Annotated in this window: 22 protein-coding genes; 12 read left to right on the top strand and 10 right to left on the bottom strand. The window is 55.9% G+C overall.

Annotation, left to right across the window (positions count from 1 at the left end; all coding sequences use genetic code 11):
• Positions 1-6: 6 nt before the first annotated feature.
• From eptB to ACJ8J4_RS17785, 3 genes are all read right to left on the bottom strand, one after another.
• Positions 7-1701, bottom strand: a complete 1695-nt coding sequence (eptB, locus tag ACJ8J4_RS17795; protein ID WP_025304831.1) for a kdo(2)-lipid A phosphoethanolamine 7''-transferase — start codon at positions 1699-1701, stop codon at positions 7-9.
• Between the two features lie 225 nt (positions 1702-1926).
• Entirely contained in the window at positions 1927-2352 is a 426-nt protein-coding gene (locus ACJ8J4_RS17790; protein ID WP_004934114.1) for an organic hydroperoxide resistance protein, read from the bottom strand.
• Between the two features lie 160 nt (positions 2353-2512).
• Positions 2513-2977, bottom strand: coding sequence for a MarR family winged helix-turn-helix transcriptional regulator (locus ACJ8J4_RS17785; protein ID WP_049209001.1), 465 nt, complete (start codon positions 2975-2977; stop codon positions 2513-2515).
• A 96-nt stretch (positions 2978-3073) separates the two neighbouring features.
• On the opposite strand from ACJ8J4_RS17785, the gene ACJ8J4_RS17780 reads away from it, so the two are divergent.
• Entirely contained in the window at positions 3074-3673 is a 600-nt protein-coding gene (locus tag ACJ8J4_RS17780; protein WP_025304829.1) for an HD domain-containing protein, read from the top strand.
• Here ACJ8J4_RS17780 and ACJ8J4_RS17775 read toward each other — a convergent pair whose 3' ends face one another.
• The 4 genes from ACJ8J4_RS17775 to ACJ8J4_RS17760 all read right to left on the bottom strand — a co-directional run bounded on the left by ACJ8J4_RS17775 (position 3674) and on the right by ACJ8J4_RS17760 (position 9495).
• Positions 3674-5044, bottom strand: a complete 1371-nt coding sequence (locus ACJ8J4_RS17775) for a carbohydrate porin (RefSeq protein ID WP_373408032.1) — start codon at positions 5042-5044, stop codon at positions 3674-3676.
• A 151-nt stretch (positions 5045-5195) separates the two neighbouring features.
• Entirely contained in the window at positions 5196-6599 is a 1404-nt protein-coding gene (locus tag ACJ8J4_RS17770; RefSeq protein WP_049295046.1) for a glycoside hydrolase family 1 protein, read from the bottom strand.
• 14 nt (positions 6600-6613) lie between these two features.
• The gene (gene bglF / locus ACJ8J4_RS17765; protein ID WP_197836290.1) at positions 6614-8476 is read right to left on the bottom strand and encodes a PTS beta-glucoside transporter subunit IIABC; all 1863 of its coding nucleotides are present in this window, start codon (positions 8474-8476) and stop codon (positions 6614-6616) included.
• Between the two features lie 260 nt (positions 8477-8736).
• On the bottom strand, positions 8737-9495 hold the full coding sequence (locus ACJ8J4_RS17760) for an SDR family NAD(P)-dependent oxidoreductase (RefSeq protein WP_043142316.1): 759 nt from the start codon (positions 9493-9495) through the stop codon (positions 8737-8739).
• A 114-nt stretch (positions 9496-9609) separates the two neighbouring features.
• Between ACJ8J4_RS17760 and ACJ8J4_RS17755 the strand changes: the two genes are divergently transcribed.
• Positions 9610-10473, top strand: a complete 864-nt coding sequence (locus ACJ8J4_RS17755; protein ID WP_049205737.1) for a LysR family transcriptional regulator — start codon at positions 9610-9612, stop codon at positions 10471-10473.
• Between the two features lie 93 nt (positions 10474-10566).
• Complete coding sequence (locus tag ACJ8J4_RS17750) at positions 10567-11316, top strand: NAD-dependent epimerase/dehydratase family protein (RefSeq protein WP_043142321.1); 750 nt, start codon at positions 10567-10569, stop codon at positions 11314-11316.
• A 33-nt stretch (positions 11317-11349) separates the two neighbouring features.
• Here ACJ8J4_RS17750 and ACJ8J4_RS17745 read toward each other — a convergent pair whose 3' ends face one another.
• On the bottom strand, positions 11350-12516 hold the full coding sequence (locus tag ACJ8J4_RS17745) for an MFS transporter (RefSeq protein WP_025304822.1): 1167 nt from the start codon (positions 12514-12516) through the stop codon (positions 11350-11352).
• Between the two features lie 379 nt (positions 12517-12895).
• Between ACJ8J4_RS17745 and ACJ8J4_RS17740 the strand changes: the two genes are divergently transcribed.
• Positions 12896-13996, top strand: coding sequence for an alkene reductase (locus ACJ8J4_RS17740; protein WP_043142322.1), 1101 nt, complete (start codon positions 12896-12898; stop codon positions 13994-13996).
• Between the two features lie 31 nt (positions 13997-14027).
• Here the strand turns inward: ACJ8J4_RS17740 and ACJ8J4_RS17735 are convergent, their stop codons facing one another.
• Together ACJ8J4_RS17735 and ACJ8J4_RS17730 are read right to left on the bottom strand one after the other, a co-directional pair.
• On the bottom strand, positions 14028-14771 hold the full coding sequence (locus ACJ8J4_RS17735; RefSeq protein WP_442516094.1) for a nucleotidyltransferase domain-containing protein: 744 nt from the start codon (positions 14769-14771) through the stop codon (positions 14028-14030).
• A 1-nt stretch (position 14772) separates the two neighbouring features.
• Entirely contained in the window at positions 14773-15285 is a 513-nt protein-coding gene (locus ACJ8J4_RS17730) for an Mpo1 family 2-hydroxy fatty acid dioxygenase (RefSeq protein ID WP_049205736.1), read from the bottom strand.
• 410 nt (positions 15286-15695) lie between these two features.
• Here ACJ8J4_RS17730 and ACJ8J4_RS17725 point away from each other — a divergent pair, with 410 nt between their 5' ends.
• The 8 genes from ACJ8J4_RS17725 to ACJ8J4_RS17690 all read left to right on the top strand — a co-directional run bounded on the left by ACJ8J4_RS17725 (position 15696) and on the right by ACJ8J4_RS17690 (position 21568).
• Positions 15696-16421 (top strand): winged helix-turn-helix domain-containing protein, encoded by a 726-nt coding sequence (locus ACJ8J4_RS17725; RefSeq protein ID WP_049205755.1) that lies wholly within the window; start codon positions 15696-15698, stop codon positions 16419-16421.
• Entirely contained in the window at positions 16411-16875 is a 465-nt protein-coding gene (locus ACJ8J4_RS17720; protein ID WP_152561328.1) for a hypothetical protein, read from the top strand. The genes ACJ8J4_RS17725 and ACJ8J4_RS17720 overlap by 11 nt, the downstream gene beginning before the upstream one ends.
• Before the next feature lie 145 nt (positions 16876-17020).
• A complete protein-coding gene (locus tag ACJ8J4_RS17715) occupies positions 17021-17251 on the top strand; it encodes a Flp family type IVb pilin (protein WP_049205753.1) in 231 nt (76 codons plus the stop codon).
• Positions 17200-17751: an A24 family peptidase gene (locus ACJ8J4_RS17710; RefSeq protein WP_080352627.1), complete on the top strand. Its 552-nt coding sequence runs from the start codon at positions 17200-17202 to the stop codon at positions 17749-17751. The genes ACJ8J4_RS17715 and ACJ8J4_RS17710 overlap by 52 nt, the downstream gene beginning before the upstream one ends.
• A gap of 12 nt (positions 17752-17763) precedes the next feature.
• On the top strand, positions 17764-18723 hold the full coding sequence (locus tag ACJ8J4_RS17705; protein WP_049205749.1) for a hypothetical protein: 960 nt from the start codon (positions 17764-17766) through the stop codon (positions 18721-18723).
• The gene (locus ACJ8J4_RS17700; protein ID WP_142105465.1) at positions 18704-19975 is read left to right on the top strand and encodes a type II and III secretion system protein family protein; all 1272 of its coding nucleotides are present in this window, start codon (positions 18704-18706) and stop codon (positions 19973-19975) included. The genes ACJ8J4_RS17705 and ACJ8J4_RS17700 overlap by 20 nt, the downstream gene beginning before the upstream one ends.
• Entirely contained in the window at positions 19962-20426 is a 465-nt protein-coding gene (locus ACJ8J4_RS17695; protein WP_043140909.1) for a hypothetical protein, read from the top strand. The genes ACJ8J4_RS17700 and ACJ8J4_RS17695 overlap by 14 nt, the downstream gene beginning before the upstream one ends.
• Positions 20426-21568, top strand: coding sequence for a hypothetical protein (locus ACJ8J4_RS17690; RefSeq protein WP_142105463.1), 1143 nt, complete (start codon positions 20426-20428; stop codon positions 21566-21568). Before ACJ8J4_RS17695 ends, ACJ8J4_RS17690 begins: the two co-directional genes overlap by 1 nt.
• Positions 21569-21570 lie beyond the last annotated feature (2 nt).

Below are 21570 nucleotides of genomic sequence, written 5' to 3'. Positions count from 1 at the left end.
GAGGGATCACAGACGGGCTGGCGCCGTTTTATCCTGTGGCAGATGGCACCAGTTGTTTTTATCCACGATGCCGCCATCGGGAGACGTGTATCCGAGGCAGCCAAGGAGGGTGTCAAACAGCTCGACATGGCGATGCGTTTTGCCGATGCGCTGCTGCGCCTGCAGCTGCTCAAAGGCGCTGAGGTGCTGCGGGTTTTCGAGGAACTTGTCCGACGCCCACACGATCATCGGCACGCGGAATTGCTCCGGCGGCGCCATTTCGCGCGGCGTGCCGTGCAGGTGCGTATTCTCACCGATCGATTCGCCGTGATCGGCGGCATAGAACACGATGGCCTTCTTGTCCCGCACCTGGTCGATCACATTACTGATAAAGCTGTCGGTATACAGCACCGTATTGTCGAAGGCGTTGATCAACTGGGCCTTGGTGCACGAATCATCCACCCCCATGCACTCCGGCTGATAGCGTGCATAGCTGCGCGGATAGCGCTGCGAGTACAGGTAGTGCGAGCCTTTGGTATGCAGGATCACCAGGTGTTTGCCCTTCGGATAACGCGCCAGCGACTCCTTCATTTCGTCCACCAGCAGCATATCGTCGACCGCCTTACCGTCGTTGCGCTTCTCGGACGCGATCATCTCGCGGAACGAATAGTTGTTCACCTCGGTGTTGTTGTAGAACCACACCTCGCTCTGCATGGCGAACAGCTCGGAAGAGAAGCCCAGATCCTTCAGCACCGCGAACACGTTCTGCTCTTTCAGCGTGCGCTGCGGGTTGTCTTCGGTGCCGCCTTCGCGCACGAACATGCAGCGCAGCGACAGCTTGGTAGCGGTGTCACACGACTCGCCGCGGAACGCCACCAGATTCTTCTCTTTAGACAGCCGCGGCGTGGTATCACGCTCATAGCCCAGCATGCCCATGTGATCCCAGCGCGTGGTCTCACCGATGATGAACACCACGTAGGTATCGTCGATATCCGCCGGTGGTACATAAGTGAAGTGTTTGCCCGGATCGAACATCGTGCTCTGGTCCTGGCTTTCGTCATAGCGGGTGTAGGCAAACAGCCCCAGCGCCGACAGCCAGTTGGACGGCAGATACGAGTGCGCTACCACGCCGCCGTAGCTCGGCAGATCGACGTTGGAGAGCTTCTCTTGCACGCTTTGCTCATCGTCCAGCATGCGCAGCGGCAGCCAGACCAGCGCCACCACCGCCAGCAAGACCAGCAGCGGTTTGATGCGATGGCCGGGGGTTTTCAGCTGTTCGATCAGGGTGTAACGCAGGCTGTTTTTCCAGATCAGCAGCAGCGGCAAGGCGCTGAGCGCCACCATCCACAGCACAAAGTGCAGGCCAACCACCTCTTTCGACAGATCGATGTCGGTGGTCATCACCGACACCACGATGCCGTAGCCAATCACCACGTTGAAAAACGTCATGTAGTAGCTGGCAGCCACCGAAATCAACACCAGCAGCGAGGCGACGATGCGATAAAACAGCCGGCCGCCGAGCGATACCAGCCGCATGATGAAGAATGTGAACAGGACGATAGCGATGACTTCCGTCACCGCCGAAATAAGCTTAATCCCCTGAATGCCATGCGCCAACGAATCAAAACGGCGATAGAAAACGGACAGGTTGAGAAAGATGCCGATATAGATCGCTAACAATAACGATAAATTCTGCTGTGATAGCGATTTAACTTTGTTCATGTAACGCGGTGGCTCCGGGGGCGGTGTAGCGGTTCTGACTCAGTCAGACACTGATTGCGGCTTCTGGTTCAGCCAACCGGCAATAAGCGTTATTTTGCGGGTAATAATCAAGAGAATTCTCACAAAACGGACAAAATTTACCGTTTTTTTGAACGATTTTCAGGCAGGGCACGCAACAAAATGGAGGGACAAACCCTCCATTTTTTCCATATTTCGGCAAAAATCTTACTTAACGTTCAGAGTCACATCGATATTTCCACGGGTAGCGTTGGAGTATGGGCACACCACGTGCGCCTTTTTCACCAGATCTTCCGCCACGCTGCGCTCGATGCCCGGCAGCGAGATATCCAGCTGCACTTCGATGCCGAAGCCGTTGGGGATTTCACCGATACCGACGGTGCCGTCGATCTTGGCTTCGGCCGGGATTTTGACCTTTTCCTTCGCCGCGACAAACTTCAACGCGCCGAGGAAACAGGCCGAGTAACCGGCAGCGAACAGCTGCTCGGGATTGGTAACTTCGCCGCCGGCGCCGCCCATCTCTTTCGGCACGCCCAATTTCACGTCCAACACGCCGTCGGAGGAGGTCGCACGGCCGTCGCGGCCGCCGGTTGCGGTGGCGTGAGCGCGGTAAACCACTTTCTCAATAGACATCGTTCATTCCTTCTTGCTGGTTGGCGAGATGACTACGGCTTCCACGAGGTAAAGCCGGTCACATATTTATCTTTTGCGATTAAATCGCGCACTACTTATTTTTGACACTTATTAACCAGTGTAGACCACCCGTGCCGTTCTTGCGTCCGGCGGCGGCGGGTCAAATCTGATCGATCAGGCTGCCGCGCAGCTTTTCCAGCTGCTGTTTGAGCGAGACGATCTCGTCCAGGCTGCAGTCGGTGGCGCACATCACCGCCTCGGGCACCGATTGCGCCCGCTCGCGCAGCGCGCGGCCGGCTTCGGTGAGGGCGATGATCACCTGCCGCTCGTCGGCGGTGGCGCGATAGCGCACCAGCAAACCGGCGGTTTCCAGCCGCTTCAGCAGCGGCGTCAGCGTGGCGGAATCGAGGAACAGCCGCTCACCGATATCCGATACCGTCACCCGATCGCGTTCCCACAGCACCATCATCACCAGGTATTGCGGGTAGGTGAGTTCGAGCTGACTCAACAGCTTGCGGTAGACTTTGTGCAGCGCCAGGTTGGCGGAGTACAGCGCGAAACAGAGCTGCTGATCGAGCTGTAGCAGGTTCTTCGCCTTGGGTTGTTCGGTATCGGTGCTTTTCATGTGTACGAATATAGATAGCGCACGATGTAATCGCAAGCTATTTCTTGTGAGGTATGCTACCTTTTTTTATGCAGAGGATGCTCGGAGGGAAAGGAAATGACGAACACGCTTGTAGAACGCGCGCGCCGCTACGCCACCAAGGCGCATGCGGCCATCGATCAGCGCCGCAAATACACCGACGATCCGTATATCGTCCACCCGCAGGCGGTGATGGAGCTGGTGCGCAGCGTGCCGCACACCGAAGAGATGCTGGCGGCCGCCTGGCTGCATGATACGGTGGAAGACACGCCCACCACCCTCGGCGACATCGACAGCCACTTTGGGCCAAAAGTGGCGGAACTGGTGCGGATGTTGACCAACGTCAGCCACGCCGAGGACGGCAACCGCTTCGAGCGTAAAAACCGCGATCGGCGCCACAGCGCCGGCGCGTCGCCGCAGGCCAAAACCATCAAGCTGGCGGATCTGATCGACAACACCCGCTCGCTGCTGGACTACGACAGCCACTTCGCCCAGACCTACCTGATCGAGAAACAGCGCCTGCTGGAGGTGCTGACTGAAGGCGACCCGACGCTGTGGCGCCAGGCCAGCCATATCGTTGAACAGGGGCTGCTCAGGTTGCAGCAGCCACCGCACAACGTGCCGGCCAGCTGGTTCGAACACGCCCGCCGGCGCTACCGCGAGAGCGACGCGGCCTGATCAGAAGGTCACCACCGTTTTCAACGCCGTCACCCAGGCGTCCTGCGTCTCGCTGACGCCCGCCGGGTGATGCCAGTACTGCAGGCCCGGCTGCAGCTGTAGCCACGGCGTGACGTTAACGCGGTAATACAGCTCCGCCGTCACCGAGTGGCCCGGCACTGGCCGGTAGTTCGGATCGTGATAATCACTGATGCCGCTCATCTGGTTGAGATACCGCTGATTGTCTTTATAGCGGTCGCTCAGTTTCACCACCGAGACGCCGAGCCCCAGCCAGTCGTCCGGCCGCGCATCGAACAGCCCGCGATAGCGAATGCCGGTCGAGGTAGACCAGTGCAGGTAGTTACTGCGCTGATCTCCCAGCCCCAGGCTGTAGAACACGCTCAGGCCGCGGTTGACGTCATCCGCATGGCGCGTCACCTGCTGGTTGAAACCGGTATACAGGAACCAGGTGCGATCGTGGTTGCGATAGCCCTGCGGATCGCTGGCGCCCGGCCCGCCGGACACCCCTTCATAAAGATCGCTCTGGCGCGCGTTGGTGAACAGCACGCCCAGGTTATACACCCCCGGCAGCTGGTTGACGGCGTGGGTTTTCAGCTCCAGCTCCATCGGCAACAGGAAGCCTTTGCTGCCCTTGGTGGACCAACTCCAGGCGTGGCTGCGGCTGGGGGCGCTCGGGTTCTGCTCCATCACCCCGCCCTTAAGCGTCAGGCCATCGGTCAGCTTGTACTGTAGCGTGGTGCCCCAGTAATGCACGTTCCAGTTATACCAGGTCAACGAGTTGGCAGACTTGCCGCCGCACAGCGTCAGCGTCTGAAAATCGCAGGGGATAATCTGATCGAAATCCTGCACCTTGTTCATCATGCCGATGCGCCACTGCAGCCGGCTGTCGAGGAAAGAACGACTGAAGGTCAACCAACCCAGCCGGGTAATCGACTGTCCGCCATAGCTCTCTTGCGACAGATCGGTCAGGCCGACGCGCGGATCCTGCAGCCGATCGCGGGTCAGGTTGTTGTCATGGTTGCGGTTGACGATATTGCCTTCGATCGCCGCGTCCGGAATGCCGGTCAGCGCCTGCAAATCCTGGCTGAAGGTCAGCGAAAATTGGTCGATATACGACGCCTGTTTATCGTGGTTGTAACCGCCGCCGGCGTTATACGACAGCTGGCTGAGGTAGCCGAGGTTATAGTGGAAGCCATGATCCTCCAGGATCGGCCTGATCCCCAGCATATCCCCCAACAGCCCAGGCTGCGGCGGTTCAAAACCGAGCGCCACCCCTTCCCATTTGGCGGTGGGGGCTTCAACGTCCTTGCCGGTTTGCAGCGTTTCCGCCTGCGCCTGGCTGCACCACAGCGCCAGCGCCGCCAGGGTCATGGAACGAGGTAATAAGCTTTTCATCATTATTATATTTCTCCGCATAACGGCTGACTGCGGGCAACAGCATTCCCTGGGAGAGAATTTCCCATCATGAACAGCAGCGAATAACGTTAGGTTAACGCCCGGCGCTTGCCGCCGGGCTGAAGGGTTACCGTCGGTCTTTCAGACTGGCGCCATTGCTGTGGATCACATCGCGGTACCAGTAGAAACTCTTCTTGCGGCGGCGCTCGAGGCTGCCGTTGCCGGCATCGTCTCTGTCGACGTGAATGAAGCCGTAGCGCTTCGACATTTCGGCCTTCGAGGCGCTGACCAGATCGATCGGCCCCCAGCTGGTGTAGCCCATCACCTCGACGCCGTCGTCGATGGCTTCCGCCACCTGCACCAGATGGTCATTGAGGTAGTTGATGCGGTAATCGTCGTTGATACTGCCGTCCGCCTCGACGCGGTCTTTGGCGCCCAGCCCGTTCTCGACGATGAACAGCGGCTTCTGATAGCGGTCGTACAGCACGTTGAGCAGGTAGCGCAGCCCGATCGGGTCGATTTGCCACCCCCACTCCGAGCTGGCCAAGTGCGGGTTCGGCACCATATCGAGAATGTTGCCGCGCGCCGTCTCGTACTGCTCCGGGTCGGCGGTGACGCAGCCGCTCATGTAATAGCTGAACGAGATGAAGTCGATGGTTTCGCGCAGCGTTTGCCGATCTTCCTCGGTGATCGTCACCTGAATGCCGTTTTCACGGAAAAAGCGCTGCATATAGGCCGGGTAATAGCCGCGCGCCTGCACGTCGCCGAAAAACAGCCAGTCGCGGTTTTGCCGCTGGGTTTCCAGTAGATCTTCCGGCTTGCAGCTCAGCGGGTACAGAATGCCGCCCAGCAGCATGTTGCCGATTTGGCCCTCCGGCACGATCTCGTGACAGGCCTTCACCGCTTTGGCGCTGGCCACCAACTGATGGTGGATCGCCTGATAGACGGCGCTCTTGTCGCTCTCCTGCGGCAGGCCAACCCCGGTGAAGGGCGCGTGCAGCGACATGTTGATTTCGTTGAAGGTCAGCCAGCGTTTGACCTTGTGCTTATAACGTTCGAATACGGTGCGCGCATAGCGCTCGAAGAAATCGATGGTGCGCCGATCGCCCCAGCCGCCGTAGCGCTTCACCAGACCGTAAGGCATCTCATAGTGCGACAGCGTGATCAGCGGCTGAATGCCGTATTTCGCCATCTCGTCGAACAGCCGATCGTAAAACGCCAGCCCGGCTTCGTTCGGCGTCTCTTCGTCGCCCTGCGGGAAAATGCGCGTCCAGGCGATCGAGGTGCGCAGGCACTTGAAGCCCATTTCAGCGAACAGCGCGATGTCCTCCGGGTAACGATGATAGAAATCGATCGCCACGTCCTTGATGCCGCTGTCGCCCGCCGTGCGCGGCGTGATGGCGCCGAAGATGCCCTGCGGCTGCAGATCGGAGGTCGACAACCCCTTGCCGTCGGCCTGATAAGCGCCTTCTACCTGGTTCGCCGCTACCGCGCCGCCCCACAGAAAATGTTGCGGAAACTTGCCGTTCATCGCTTGCTCCTCAATTAGCGTAGTAAAGTCAGCAGCGGCGCCTGTTCCTGCACCGGAGACAGGCCGCTGGTCAACACGTCCACGTAGTCATCGCTGTTGCTGATGATGATCGGCGTGGTGGTGTCATAGCCGGCGGCATGGATCGCCGCCTGGTCGAACTCGATCAGCAGATCACCCGGGGCGACCCGCTCGCCTTCCCGCACGTGGGCGGTGAAATGCGCCCCGTCGAGCTTCACGGTATCGATGCCGACGTGGATAAGAATCTCCGCGCCGTCGTCCGATTCGATGCCGATGGCGTGTTTGGTTTTGAACAGCGACGCCACGCTGCCGCTGACCGGCGCCACTACGCGCCCCTGCTGCGGCGCAATCGCCACCCCTTTCCCCAGCAGGCCGCTGGCGAAGGTCGCGTCGTTCACCTGATCCAGCGGCACGATATCGCCGGCGATCGGGCTGAGAATGGCCTGTTTGCGGTTAAGCGGCGCGGCGGCTTCAGGCTGTACCGTCTCTTCCGCCGGTGCGACGCCGAACAGATAGCTGGCCAGCGCGGCGAACACGAACGACAGCAGGGTGCCGCCGATCGCGCCCCATACCGTGGCGTCGATGCCGCCGCCGGGGATAATCTGCGCAAAGGTGAATACGCTCACCAGGCCGAACGAGTAGACCGAGGTATGGAAGTAGCCAATCACCGCACCGCCCAGCGCGCCGCCGATGCAGCCGAAGATGAATGGGCGTTTGTTCGGCAGCGTGACGCCGTACACCGCCGGTTCGGTGATGCCGAAGATCCCGGCGCCGATGGCTGAAGCGGACAGCGCCCGCAGCTTGGCGTCGCGGGTGCGCAGCATCACGCCCAGCGTGGCGCCGACCTGCCCCATCACCGCCGGCAACAGCAGCGGCACCATGGTGTCGCGCCCCAGCACACTCAGGTTGTTGATCATCAACGGCACCAGCCCCCAATGCAGGCCGAAGATCACGCACACCTGCCACATCGCCCCCATAAAGGCGCCGGCGATGATCGGGTTAAAGGCGTAAATGCTCTGATAGCCGTTGGCCAGCAGGTGGCTGAGCCAGGTTGCCGCCGGGCCGATCAGCAGGAAGGTCAAGGGAACGGTGATCGCCAGGCACAGCAGCGGCGTGATGAAATTGCGCAGCGCGCTGTGGATCACCCGGTTAAACAACGGCTCCAGGCGGCAGGACACCCAGGCCGCAAAGATGATAGGGATCACCGACGAGCTGTAGTTGATAAAAGTCAGCGGAATGCCGAAGAAATATTCGCGCACCGCGCCCGGCTGCTGCGCCGCTTCGAACGCCGCCATCATCAGCGGATGCGTCAATGCGCCGCCGATCGCCATGGTGACGAAGGGGTTGCCGCCGAATTTTTTCCCGGCGGTGTAGCCGAGCATGATCGGGAAGAAGTAGAACAGCGAGTCGCTGGCGGCGAACAGCATTTTGAAGGTGCCACCGCTCTCCAGCAGCCAGCCGCAGGCCAGGCTCAGCGCCAGGAAGCCTTTCAGGATCCCCGAAGCGGCCATCACCCCGAGCAGCGGGGTAAAAATGCCGGACACCAGATCGATAAAGCGGCTGAGCAGGTTGTCTTTTTTACCGCCCGCGTCGTCGCTCGGCGCGCCCTCGGCCAATCCGCCGACCCGATTGACCGCGTCGAACACCTCCGCCACGTGGTTGCCCACCACCACCTGGAACTGGCCGCCGCTCTCCACCACCATGATGACGCCCGGGTTTTTCTTCAGCGCTGCCGCGTTGGCACGATTGTCGTCGCGCAGCTTGAACCGCAGGCGGGTGGCGCAGTGCACCAAGCTTTTCACATTGTCGCGGCCACCGACGCCGGCCAAAATATCACTGGCTAATGTGTCATATTTCATACGGTTATCCTTAGACTTCGCGTTCTGCCGCTCCCCTCCCCGCACTGGCCTGGCGCCGGGGCGAAATGCGGCGCAAAAAAAAACCTAAACCTCGCGGCCTCTGTCCCATCGGGGAACAGAAACGCGAGGTTTAGGTTTTGCCTGCCGCAGCAGTAACAACCCTAAATCGGTTGAGCTATGACGTTAACACCGTGGATTTTGCCGGGGCAAGGCTTTGCGCCGGCAAATTGCCGAACTGTGATCGCGGGGGCAAAACGGCCTCAATGCGCGAAATAATGCATGCCGCCATCTACCGGGATCACCGCACCGGTGATATATCGCGCGAGCGGGGAACAAAGAAACGCCGCCAGATAGGCCATATCTTCCGGTTCGCCGAAGTAGCCAATCGGGATATGTTGCGCAATGAACGCCCGGCGCGCTTCATCGCAAGCGTATAAGCGCTCGCGGATCTGTTCACTGTTGATGCGCCCCGGCTGTAACGTATTGACGGTAATCCCCTGCGCAGCCACGTCGCTGGCCAATCCTTTGGCCCACAGATGCAGCGCGCCCTTGGCGGCGCTGGCGGCGCTCAGGCTGCGCGGCTCCATCGATCCGCTGATATTGATCACCCGGCCCCAGCCTTGCGCCTGCATGGCCGGCAACAGCGCCTGAGTCAACCGCCGGGCCGGTGTGAAGTTCAAAGCAAAGGCGTCATCCCAGCTGCGATCGCTATCGTTCAGCGTCGTGGGGTGAAACGCACCGACCGCGTTGATCAGAATATCGACTGTCCCCGCCTGGCGCAGCGCCTGCGCCGCCAGCTGGGTTATCGCGTCGGGGTCGGTCACGTCTGCAACGGCTACCCACGGGCGCACCGCCCCTTGCCGTTCAACCTCATCCGCCAGCGCCTGCAGCCGATCACCGCGTCGTGCGGTAGCCACCACCTTGACCCCTTGAGCAGCCAATACCCTGACCATGCCGGCACCGATCCCTTCGCTGGCGCCCGTGACCAATGCCGTACGGTGTTGCAACTGTAGATTCATAAGAAAACCTAACCTAATTTTTCGATTTTAAAGGGAACGTTCACACATTGAATCACGGCGCGCTCTGTGTGAATATTCCTGAAAATTACGTCGATACCGTGCAGGAATTCACTGATGTTTGACTGGCAGGATTTAAAACACTTCGTGGCGCTGGCGCGTACCGGTTCCTTGTCGGCGGCAGCGCGGGAGCTGGGTTGCGATCACGCCACCGTCGGGCGACGCGTAGCGGCGCTGGAACAGGCGCTCGGCCTGCGTTTGATCGTGCGTCGGCCACGCAGCACGCCCTTGACCCAGGACGGGCAGGCGATTGCCGGGCTGGCGGCGGAGATCGAGGCGCAAAGCCAGGCTATTGCCCGCCATGCGCGCAGCGCCGGCGCAACGCCACAGGCCGGGGTGCGCATCAGTGCGCCGCCGTCGATCGCCGCGCATATTCTCGCGCCGCGCATTGCCGCATTTAACCAGGCTTTTCCACAGATCGTCGTCACGCTGTCGGGTGAATCGGCGCTCGCCGAGCTGGATCGCGGCGAAGCCGACATCGCCGTGCGCATGGTGCGCCCACAGCAACCGGAGCTGTTGACGCAGCGCATCGGCATGATGCGCTACGCGCTGTATGCCGCACCGGAGCACGCGGCTCTGCCCGACGCGGCGCGCCGCTTTCTCGCCTATGACCATCACTATCGGCAGCAGCCGCATCAGCAATGGTTGGTGCAGCTGTTGCAGGGGCGTCCGGTGGTCTTTCAGGCCAGCGATCTGTTTTCACTGCAACAGGCGGCGCGTTCAGGGCTGGGCGCCGCCGTTTTGCCGACGTTCGTCGCCGATGGCGATCCGGAGCTGGTCGCATTGCCAACGGCCAACGCCGCGCCAACGCGTGAGCTTTGGCTGGTGACGTATCCCGATTTGGCGCGCACCGCAGCCGTGCGCGCGGTGATGAATTTCCTGGCCGAAACGCTCGGCAAAACGTGCCCATTGCCGGCATAAAGCATCAGAATGACTAATATAAATACTGGACAAAAGTCACGCAGGGGATTATTACTGGTCAACGCTTAATCGAGAGTAGGGATGGCAGTCACCATGGTGTTGCGTACTGATGTAGGACGGATTCTGATCACCGGCGCCGGCGGCCGGGTAGCCACGGCGTTTCGTCAGGCGATGGGCGATCGCTACCCGCTACGGTTGGCGGAACGGGATGTCAGCCTGCTGCGCGATCGGCAGCCCGGCGACGAAGTCATCAGCTTCAACATCGCCGATCTCGACGCCTGCCGCGCGGCCTGCGCCAATATCGACACCGTGTTGCATCTGGCGGCCGATCCCTCCCCCGATGCCGACTTCTGCGGTTCGTTGATGGACAACAACATTCTGGGCACCTTCAATATCTTCCGCGCGGCGAAAGACGCCGGCTGCCGCCGGGTGGTGTTCGCCAGCAGCGCGCAGGCGGTGGAAGGCTATCCGCTCGACTATCAAATCCGCCCGGATGACGCACCAAAGCCGAAAAACCTGTACGGCGCCAGCAAGGCCTTCGGCGAAGGCATCGCCGCCTACTTCGCCCATCAGGAAGGGCTTTCCGCCCTGTCGGTGCGCATCGCCAACTTCACCACCCTGAGCCGGGGCGAACAGCTTAGCGCCCGCGACATGAGCGCTTTTCTCAGCCATCGCGACGCCGCCGATCTGCTGGAGCGCTGCATTCGTGTCGAAGGGGTGCAATATGCGGTGGTGCACGGGGTTTCCAACAACCGCTACAAACGTTTATCGCTGGAAGAGACCCGACGCCTGCTCGGCTACGCCCCGCAGGACGATGCGTTCAGCCTGCTGGGCTTTGAGTGAGCACGGCGGAGAGTTCCGCCGTGCAGGTACAACTTAGTTGCTGGCGTAGGCCACTTTTTCGGCCTGACGGTGGGTGAACAGCACCAGCAGCAACGCCAATCCGGCAATGATAGCCCCCATCACCGGCACGAAGCTGTATCCCAGCCCGGCGGAGACCACCGCGCCACCGGCGGCGGCGCCCAGCGCATTGCCCAGGTTAAAGGCACCGATGTTGACCGAGGACGACAGGCCCGGCGCTTCGCTGGCGACACGCATCACGCGCATCTGCAGCGGCGGCACCACGGCAAAGGTCGCCGCGCCCCAAATCACCATGCTGACTGCCGCGCCGATTTCACTGCGCGCCAGGAACGGGATCACCAGCATAATGACCACCAACAGCAGCAAGAAGCCCTTCAGCGTCGCGCTCTCGGAACGGTCGGCGAATTTGCCGCCCAGGTAGTTGCCGATGGAGAAACCGACGCCGATCAACACCAGCATGGACGTCACGAACAGCGGCGTCGCATCGGTGATGTGCTGCAATACCGGCGAGATATAGGTATAGAGCGTGAACATCGCGCCCGCGCCCAGCACGGTCGTCAGCAAGGCGGACAGCACCTGCGGGCGTACCAATACCGACAGTTCGCGCTTCACATCCGGGCGCGCGCCGGCGCTGCCTTTCGGTAACGAGAACCACAGCCCCAACATGGCGATCACCCCTAACCCTGCGGTGGCCAGGAACGACATGCGCCAGCCGATGGTTTCACCCAGCCAGGTCGCGGCAGGCACCCCGCCGATATTGGCGATGGTCAAGCCCATAAACATGGTCGCCACGGCGCTGGCCTGTTTCTCCTTCGGCACCACGCTGGCGGCCACCACGGAACCGAGACCAAAGAACGCGCCGTGGTTCAGGCTGGTGATGATGCGCGACAGCATCAGGGTGGTGTAGTCAGGCGCAATGGCCGACAACACGTTACCCAGGGTAAAGATCGCCATCAGGAAGATCAGCGCGCTTCTGCGCGCCCGGTGCGAGAGCAGCAGCGTCATCAGCGGTGCGCCAACCATCACGCCAACGGCGTAGGCGCTGATCAACATGCCGGCCATCGGGATGGAGACGTCCACCCCTTTGGCGATGGTCGGCAGCAACCCCATCGGGGAAAACTCGGTCGTGCCGATGCCGAACGCCCCCACCGCCAGGGCTAATAAGGGAAAGTTAATTTTCATTCAACAACTCCGGTTAACCGCTGCCGAAGCGCGGGAAAGTTAAGATGCCAAAAGTATGACATTGATCACACCAAAGATAAGCAGGCAGGAGGCTAAAAGACTTTTGCGATTTTGTTAAAAATCGTGGGGAAAAACAGCCGCCGACTCTATCTCAGCAACGCACCGACAAGCAATAACCGCCGTCGCCCGAGCGCACATCGGGTTCATTCGCACCACCTGCGCAAGCCGCCATACCGGCCCATCGGCGGCTACCGCAACTATTGAGCACAGAGCAAAAGTGTTTTGTTATTGTGCGCGTTTTTAGAATTAAACGACGAAATATAATGGCCTCAGTAAAACATCAATGCCCTACGACCTAATTCACATAGAGGGAAGCGCCATGCTTTTTGACTCGTATTCTTTAAACGGTTTATCGCTGAACAATCGCATCGTCATGCCGCCAATGACCCGCTCTCGGGCCGGCGCCGGCGACGTCGCCACCGACATGATGGCTGAATATTATGCCCAGCGCGCCAGCGCCGGGCTGATCGTCAGCGAAGGCACGCAGATCAGCCAGCAGGGCCAGGGTTATGCCTGGACACCCGGCATTTACTCCCCGGAACACATCGCCGGTTGGAAAAAAGTGACCGACGCCGTACATCAGGCCGGCGGCAAGATCTTCGCGCAGCTTTGGCACGTCGGCCGCGTGTCGCATACCATTTTACAGCCTGGCCACGCCGCGCCGGTCTCCTCCTCCGCCATCCAGGCCGACGGGGTCAAGGTGTTCGTGGATGTCGAAGGTCGCGGGCCGGAACATGGCGTGGGTGAAATGGTGCAGCACTCCGCACCGCGCGCCTTAACGCGGGAAGAAATTCCGGCGATCGTTAACGACTACGCTCAGGCGGCACGCAACGCCATCGCCGCCGGTTTCGACGGCGTAGAGCTGCACGGTGCGAATGGTTATCTGATCAATCAGTTTATCGACTCGCGGGAAAACCAGCGCGACGACGAATACGGCGGTTCACTGCAAAATCGCCTGCGTTTCCTGCGGGAAGTCGCGCAGGCGGTAGCGGATGCCATCGGCAAAGAGAAACTGGGCGTGCGCCTGGCGCCGCTGACCACCCTGATGGGCTCGCAGGACGATACCCCGGAAGCCACCTATCTGGCAGCGGCCAGCGTGCTGAACGATATCGGCGCCGCTTACATTCACATCGCCGAAGCGGACTGGGATGATGCCCCGGTGATGCCGGCAGCGTTCAAAGAATCGCTGCGCCTGATTTTCCGCGGCACGCTGATTTACTCCGGCAAATACACGCGTGAACGCGCTGAAGAAGCGCTGGCCAAAGGCTGGGCGGATCTGATCGGCTTCGGTCGCCCGTTCATCGCCAACCCGGATCTGCCCCACCGCCTGCAACACGGGCTGGCGCTGAATGCGCCAATCAAAGAGAAATTCTTCGGCGGCAGCCGGGAAGGCTACACCGATTACCCGACGATCGGATAACGACTGCCGACAACGCCGGCTCAAGCCGGCGTTATTTTTTCTGTGCTTCGATCCAGTCGAGAAATCGCATCATTCTGTCGCTAAAATCCGCGTCATTCGCCTCTCCCACCGCGTGCGCTAACCAATAGTCCATTTCATCTCGCTGCTCTGCATAAAGCGCCAACAGCTGTTCGGCATAGTCGGTTAACGTTATCGGCCAGAACGGGCTTCCCTCGGCGCGCAGCATATTGGTGGCTCGGATCAGTTTTCTGGCCGCTTCGCGCTTTAAGCGCCTCTCATCCGATACCGTCCTGGCCTGCAGCAGTTGCTCCCGATAACGCGCCAATACGCGGGGCAAATCGGCATTGACCGCCAACGCGATGCGCCGATCGGGCTGAAACAGCGGAAAAGCGGCGGACAGGTCTTCGCCCCACAGGCAGCGGCAGTGATGCTTCAGCCAAATTCCCCAGGAATCGTGATGCTCCGGCGCCAACGCCTCATCAACGCTGCCGATATCAAAGTCGACCTTGCTCACGATCCGCTGCTCCAGCTGAAAGGCTTGCCGCCACGCCTCAAGGCGCTGTAACGCCTCACTATCGGCTGGCTTGTTGAGCAACAGCGTGATGTCCAGATCGGACACGCCGGGAAGGGCTTCGCCACGCGCGACGCTGCCGTAGAGGTAAATGCTGTGGATGAGTGCCGGGAATTGGCGTGGCAGCCCCGCCGTCAGCGCTTCCAGCAGCGGGATAAAAGCCCGCTGCAGCGGAAATGCCGCCACCGTGGGAATCAGCGCCACCTCATGCCCTCCCGTTGCGCACTTTGCCCGAGCGCATTTCGATGTTCCGCTGCAGTTCGCGCAGCCCGCCGGCCAGGAAGCAAGCTTCCGCCAGCACGAACAGCGGGCCGATGATCAGGCCCGTCACGTCGTCCATAAACGCCGGTTTTCGTCCCTCCCAGAAATGCCCGACAAACTGAAACAGCCAGCCGATGACGAAGCCGCCGATGCCGACGCTCAGCCACGCCGCCGTCGACAGCGACGCCACCCAGGCGCCGACCCCGAGGCACAGCAGCAGCAACGCCAACATCATGACGCCAAGGCGCAGGCTCAGCCGCAGGTAATAGAGAGCCGAAACGATAACCACCGCGCAGGCCGGCGAGAACGGCAGCCACCCCGCACCCCATGCCGGCCGGGAGAGCAGCGTCAGCAGGCTGACGACGATCAGGGGGATGCCGATAAAGTGCGTGACGATATTGCGCGCATCACGATGATAGGCGGCGTAAGCGGCAAGTTGATCTTCCAGACTTCGCATGTTGACCTCCGGTATGTACGGCCTTCGTCGCCGAACGCGCGCAGCCGCATGCGGCTGCCCTTACCCATAGCTTAGCGCGGGATCACCAATACCGGTTGGCCAATCTCATCCAGCAGGCCGCGCCTATCTGCCAGAATTATAGAAAGCAATAGAGGTAGATGGATAATATAAAATATAAAATAAAACATCCAAAAACACTAACAAGAAAAAATATCCTCCAAGATAAAACACACCGCCCGCCTTGTTTTATCTTAAAAAAAATATTATTTATAATAATAATAAAATTAAAATGAAAAACATATCAAACATACCGATTAATATAAAATAAAATATAAATAAAAAAACTTAAATTAGTATTTACAATAAAAAACAGGATTGTATTATAAGAAGTCACAGTCAAGGAAGGTGTCATGATGATCGTTTATTACCGGGAAAGAATGGCTATTTTAATACCAGAAAACAATCAGCAGATTATTTTAAGAAATAAAGAATTGAAGCTATGGCATTTTCTTATTGAACAAAGCCCTAATGTATCATCAAGAAAAGATCTCGGTATACATATATGGGAAGGGCGTTATGTGACAGATTTCGCCATCAACCAAACGATAAATTCATTGAGAAGAAAGATTGGTGATGCATCACGTGAAATTATCATTACCGTTCCTAAAAAAGGGTATACGATTAATGCAGAGAAGGTCATCATTAAAGTTGATGATGAAACCGAGTTAATACCCAATACGAGCACTGGCACAGCGGAACTGGGGAGCAATTCGGATAATGATTCAAAACATAAAGAAGAGATATCTCCTCACCGATTTAAGAAGACTCGTGAGGTTCACGAAACTGCATCAGAAAAAGCGACATCCAAACGTGATAAAGTGAAAAGAAGCATGCTGATGATAGCCGTATTGATATGCAGCTATATTATAGGCGTTTGGTTTTCCGTAAAAATAAATGAAGATAAAAATGAAGAAACCTTATACCTTGATGGATACAGGATTCACTCTACTGGCGATCGCATAGAATACGTTCACGGTGAAAAAAAAACCGTTTGTTATCGAATGAAGAGCAATATAAATGACAATAAAAAAAGAGACTACCTTACAGAAATCACGACTTGTAAAAATGAAGGTTAAGGGATTATTTTTAATTGCTTGCATATTACTTTTCATCTGTGGAACTCTAAGTTATAAACAATATATTTTAGAATCAATGAGCAATAGTTACCATGGGTTATTATTTCTGGACGGCGAAGAAAAAATAAAGCTAAACCTATACTTAAACAAAGATAGAGAAACCGCCTACATCAGATTGATTCAAAGTGATGGCAATCACTTACGTTATATCACTGCCGAAATGGAACTCAATGCATTGTTAACGCATTCAATAGCCACAGCAAAAGTGGATTTGCATGAGCGAAATATGACAGAGAGCGCATTCAGCTCCGACAGTCGCAATCGTCTGGTATCGGTTTTGTTGCACAAGAACAGCAAACAATATTTTTTGGTTATAAACAAGGATGACTTCTATATTCCAACAGGTAACAATGATATTAATGAACTGATTTTCCTCATTTTTCCTGATAAATGATGCAATTTTATATTTCATTATTAAATATGATATGACGTTTTTTTTATCACTGAGTAGGATACCCCCGGCCTAAACAACACGCTTCAATTAAAAGCGAGTTTTTAGCGTCATAACCATCCTACTAATATATTTAAAGGAATAAAAAATGTTGAAAAATGTAGCTCTGAAAGCGTATGTCTCTATGGCTTGCCGCAACGTCAAAAACGCAGAACAAAACGAGCGTGGCATCACCGCTATCGAATACGCCATCATCGGTGTAGCGATGGCCTCTGCCCTGTTCTTCATCTTTGACAAAGGCGGATTCATTGAATCCCTGAGCGCGGCATGGAACACCATGGCCACGAAGATCACTGCTTCAGGCAACATCCTGAAGTAATAGTAAACTTTCGTCATATAGCCTTCGACTCTTCGAGGGCTATATTTAAAACCTATATGTTCATAGCGATAATAATCATATCTTTATACATATCACTTAAAGATATCACAGAAAGAAGAATACCTAACGTAGCGCATTTTATGATACTTACGGTGGCATACTGCTATATTTTTTCCCACCCAGGCATTATTGGTGCGGGCCAGGTGCTGATATGGCCGTTTGCCATGCTCTTGGTTGGTATCATTCTTTCGTCTTGCAACATACTGGGGTTTGGCGATACCAAACTGCTGTTCATCACCATGCTGGTGGTGCCGCCGGAACAATACGTTAACGTTATTTACCTGACTGTTTTTATGGGTGGCGTATGGGCAATCTTATGGACATATGCCCTGTCAAAAATTTCGCTGATCAAGCGCTATGATAAAGTAAGGAGCGGCGTACCCTACGCCATCCCTATTTTAATCAGTTTATGTACCTATACGTTTATCGGTGCAGTTTGATAAGGAGCATCTGTGCGCTTTAAATTTATTGCAATAGTCGCACTGCTAACCATGTTAGCCGGCGTAGTAGGTATATACAGCGATAAAGGCAACGAGGACGAGGAAAAGACTAAGAACCTCATAGTGAATAAAAGCCTTATCTATTATACCGCAAAGCATAATATTGATGTGGGTGCCATCGTCACCACGGATGACTTCGCCGAGAAAGAGATAAAATATCCACCAGGCTCGCCCCCCGCCTGGCTAGACACGATTTTTGGCGAAAAGGACTTTCGCGGACTAATGGCGTCCGGCGGCGTGGCATATCAAAATATTGCCTCCGGCGAACGGGCCTCGAAAGATAACCTTGGCAACCTGTTGCAGAAAATCGATTCGAGCTATTCGATATTGCCTATTTCTGTCACCACCGCCAGCCTGAAGAACCCTAACATCGCGGACTTTGGTTTTATCGATCTGTTCCTGGTCTCCAATGATAACAAAGCCTACCGGGACGATCTTTATCAAAAATCGCGCAGCGATAACGGTACCACGGGGAAAGACTACAAGGACACGCGGGTCAAACAGTTCGCCAGCAAGGTGTGGTTCTTTATGGGCAACGGCAACCTCAATAAGCTGCAAAAGTTCGATCAGTCGGGGCTGGTTTCCAGCCTGATGAAAACAACCAGCGGGGAGAATTCGCTGGCGAATGAGGTGCACAGCAACCGGGCCGTCAGCGATGACAAGTCCTCAACGACCATCGTCTATGCCTACTTCAAGCCCGAGGACGTGGATAAAGTCATTCAGGCGCAAATTATGGGGATGTTCTTCATCACGCCCACCAAGGTTCACAATATCAATGAGGGCATCGCCAAAATAAATAACAGCACAAGAGAGATTACCCCGTCAGACATTGTCTCTGGGGCGCCCATTTCGGAAAGGCAAAGCCGCGTGGTTGAAATCAGGGGAGCGCAAAGTGAAATTCGTAAATATTAACAGGCTGGCGGTTTTTCTTATTGTGATGTTAACCGCCAGCTTTAACGCTGCGGCGCTCGACGTGGACATCAATAAAACGACCGATCTTGAGATTGACTTCAGCGTGAAGTCAATCGTCGTTGGCTCACCGGAAATTGCCGACTTCCGGGTGGTCGATGAGAACCACATCTATGTCTTCGGTAAAAAAAGCGGGCAAACCAATCTCTCCGTTAATGGTACCAACGGTGAGAGTCAAACGCTGCTGATCACCGTGAACGATCTGCAAAAGAAATCCGTCATGTTGAATACCTTGCTGATCAGCGAGGGGTTTAAAGACGTCAAGGTCATCGACATGAGCGACTCGCTGCTGGTCAGCGGCCCGGTATTTTCCACTGAAGATGGCGCACGGATCAAGTCGCTGATCGAAGAGTACGTGGATAGCGATCAGGTCAGGTACTCCTTAGTAACCCAAAAAAATCAGCAAATTAAGATCAGGGTTACGGTCGCGGAAGTCTCGAAGGACGTGACGGAAACCCTGGGCATTGACTGGGGGCGGGGCAAGATCAGCACCGGCGTGAGTAACGATCTGACTATCAACAACGGCATCTACAGCAGCCTAGTTAAGGGGTTTAACTTCGACTCTCTGGGCGTAGCCATCAACGCCCTGGCGAAAAACAGCCTGGCTAACGTGCTGACCACGCCAAGTATCACGGTCACCAACGGGAAGACCGCATCATTTCACGGCGGCGGGCAGATACCTATTTTTCAGCGCAGTGAAAATGGCTCAACGGTTGAATGGAAAAACTATGGCGTCATGCTGAACTTTGCACCGGTGATCAATTCGGACTCCTCGATTAGCATGGACGTGAGCGTCGAATCATCTCAGATCGGCGGGTACTATAAATATGAGAACACCGAGCTGCCGACGATTAACGTGCGTAACGTGAAGACCTCAGTACGAATGCGGGATGGAGAGAGCTTCGTCCTCGGCGGACTGATCGACAACAGCCAAACGCAATATGTTAATAAAGTTCCAGGATTTGCCGACATTCCAGTGCTGGGCGCCTTGTTCAAGTCAACCGGGTTCACATCTGGGCGCAGTGAATTAGTCATCTTCGCCACCGTTGAGTATGTCAAACCCGTAGAGAGAAACTACATCAAGCTCCCCTACGCCAAATTCTCCAGCCCGTGGGAGGTCTTTTTCGATCTCGGGCACAGTGATAACAGCATTACCGATGTCTTTGTCAAAGGAGCCGACTATGTCATTAACTAATTCGCTGCTCCTTATTTTTATCTGCCTGGGCTTAAACGGCTGCGCGTTCGAAAGGCAGCCCGACGAAAGAAAGGCGTATTACGTTAAGTTTGTCGGCAACCCCGACCGCACCAAGATGGCAAAGCTTGAAAACTTTGTTTTAAGCAAGAAAATCGGCTCCATCAGCAGCTTGGCGATTATTTATAGCGATAACCACTATGACCGTGCGATCAGGCTGCAAGAAGAAATACAGAAACAGTATGGCATTAATGCTGTATTACAAGAGAGCGTGAACCAGCTTGACGCAAACTATATTGCCATCGGTAACCGGCATAAAACCGAGCGAGGTTGCTATCGGTTCCGGCTCTCTGATTTTAACTGGTACAGCTCCGACGAGCAGGCTCTGGATAACTATTCGGAGCGAGAAGTTTGCTCGACCAATGGTAATGATTTCGCTGAGAGAGCACGTTAATGTTCATAGAAAAACTAAAGAGAAAAAACGAGGCCAAAAAGAAAAAGGCCAGCGTGATTGTTTTAACCAAAACTGAGACTGATTTTTTATCACTCTCAGAACCACTCTCATTGTACGACGTCGATACGATGATCAAGCACATCCCCGCTGGCGACCTGCTGGAGTTTATTAATAACGCCCTGACGGGGAAAAATTATTTTGTGCTGGATGCCCAGAGCTACAGCGAGACTGAAATCGCGGACATCGCCATGATGCTGCGTGGTCGCTATCCCTCCATGCTGATCGGCAACGAGGATTCGATCCAGGCAACGTGGCAGGCTCGCGAGCTGGGGTTCAGCAGCTATTTTACCCGCACCAGTGAGATCCGCCTGCTGCTGCTGGGGATTGTGGAACACTTCGGCTATGTGCGCTCCAGAACTTCTCTGGTGATTGGGTTGTGCAATACCTCGCCTGATATCGACATTAATTATCGCGTTTTTCACGATCTCTGTAACAGCGAAATGATGAAAGGCTATTCAATGCTGTTTGTTAACTGCGACATCGCAAACATTTTCTTTGATGCCGCATTGGGGGTAAAGGCCAATAAAAACACCGTTGAGCACGTGCTGGGCTATGAGAATGAACTGGATACCACCTCGTCCCTGAAACTGGTGATGAAAATAAAAGATCACTTCGACTACGTTTCCTTCAACATTGCCAACGACGAGGCGCACGTTGACAACGTTGACGCCTTCCTCAACGGCGTTGAGAAATTCATCGAATCGCTGGCAAACTCCTATGGATTTATTTTTATTAATATCCCCTACTATTTTCTCACGCTGCACGGCGGAATTAATTTGCTCAATGAGAGCGACATCCGTGTGCTGATGACCAATGGGCAGATCGAGTCTATCTATAACCTTAACTATCTCAAGAACCGAATTGGCTTTAAGCAGGATAAAGGGGAGAAAAGAAGGGACAAGCTGATCTCCATCCGAAAACAGGCCGGTAAGCTGGCAACTGAAATCACGGATAAAGAAATCCACACCAAGCTGGGCATCAAGGTGGACTTCAACAATAACGCCAACCTGCTGGGGGGGTTGTTAACCGCTTTCAACCGTAAGAAAGAAAGCAAAAACATTATAGACAGCATATTTAGGTGATG

The sequence above is a fragment of the Serratia sp. CY47280 genome, assembly GCF_052168655.1.
GTDB lineage: Bacteria > Pseudomonadota > Gammaproteobacteria > Enterobacterales > Enterobacteriaceae > Serratia > Serratia bockelmannii.
Note: the sequence above shows the minus strand (reverse complement) of the source record. Positions and strands in the feature narration are given on the sequence as shown.

Excerpts from the sequence above, each read along its gene's own strand:
- ACJ8J4_RS17730 (WP_049205736.1), bottom strand. The coding sequence starts at position 15,285 with ATGCGAAGTCTGGAAGATCAACTTGCCGCTTACGCCGCCTATCATCGT.
- ACJ8J4_RS17760 (WP_043142316.1), bottom strand. The coding sequence starts at position 9,495 with ATGAATCTACAGTTGCAACACCGTACGGCATTGGTCACGGGCGCCAGC.
- ACJ8J4_RS17770 (WP_049295046.1), bottom strand. The coding sequence starts at position 6,599 with ATGAACGGCAAGTTTCCGCAACATTTTCTGTGGGGCGGCGCGGTAGCG.
- ACJ8J4_RS17755 (WP_049205737.1), top strand. The coding sequence starts at position 9,610 with ATGTTTGACTGGCAGGATTTAAAACACTTCGTGGCGCTGGCGCGTACC.
- ACJ8J4_RS17790 (WP_004934114.1), bottom strand. The coding sequence starts at position 2,352 with ATGTCTATTGAGAAAGTGGTTTACCGCGCTCACGCCACCGCAACCGGC.
- ACJ8J4_RS17690 (WP_142105463.1), top strand. The coding sequence starts at position 20,426 with ATGTTCATAGAAAAACTAAAGAGAAAAAACGAGGCCAAAAAGAAAAAG.
- ACJ8J4_RS17745 (WP_025304822.1), bottom strand. The coding sequence starts at position 12,516 with ATGAAAATTAACTTTCCCTTATTAGCCCTGGCGGTGGGGGCGTTCGGC.
- ACJ8J4_RS17775 (WP_373408032.1), bottom strand. The coding sequence starts at position 5,044 with ATGACCCTGGCGGCGCTGGCGCTGTGGTGCAGCCAGGCGCAGGCGGAA.
- ACJ8J4_RS17710 (WP_080352627.1), top strand. The coding sequence starts at position 17,200 with ATGGAACACCATGGCCACGAAGATCACTGCTTCAGGCAACATCCTGAA.
- ACJ8J4_RS17780 (WP_025304829.1), top strand. The coding sequence starts at position 3,074 with ATGACGAACACGCTTGTAGAACGCGCGCGCCGCTACGCCACCAAGGCG.
- eptB (WP_025304831.1), bottom strand. The coding sequence starts at position 1,701 with ATGAACAAAGTTAAATCGCTATCACAGCAGAATTTATCGTTATTGTTA.
- ACJ8J4_RS17715 (WP_049205753.1), top strand. The coding sequence starts at position 17,021 with ATGTTGAAAAATGTAGCTCTGAAAGCGTATGTCTCTATGGCTTGCCGC.
- ACJ8J4_RS17725 (WP_049205755.1), top strand. The coding sequence starts at position 15,696 with ATGATGATCGTTTATTACCGGGAAAGAATGGCTATTTTAATACCAGAA.
- bglF (WP_197836290.1), bottom strand. The coding sequence starts at position 8,476 with ATGAAATATGACACATTAGCCAGTGATATTTTGGCCGGCGTCGGTGGC.
- ACJ8J4_RS17695 (WP_043140909.1), top strand. The coding sequence starts at position 19,962 with ATGTCATTAACTAATTCGCTGCTCCTTATTTTTATCTGCCTGGGCTTA.
- ACJ8J4_RS17750 (WP_043142321.1), top strand. The coding sequence starts at position 10,567 with ATGGTGTTGCGTACTGATGTAGGACGGATTCTGATCACCGGCGCCGGC.
- ACJ8J4_RS17785 (WP_049209001.1), bottom strand. The coding sequence starts at position 2,977 with ATGAAAAGCACCGATACCGAACAACCCAAGGCGAAGAACCTGCTACAG.
- ACJ8J4_RS17720 (WP_152561328.1), top strand. The coding sequence starts at position 16,411 with ATGAAGGTTAAGGGATTATTTTTAATTGCTTGCATATTACTTTTCATC.
- ACJ8J4_RS17740 (WP_043142322.1), top strand. The coding sequence starts at position 12,896 with ATGCTTTTTGACTCGTATTCTTTAAACGGTTTATCGCTGAACAATCGC.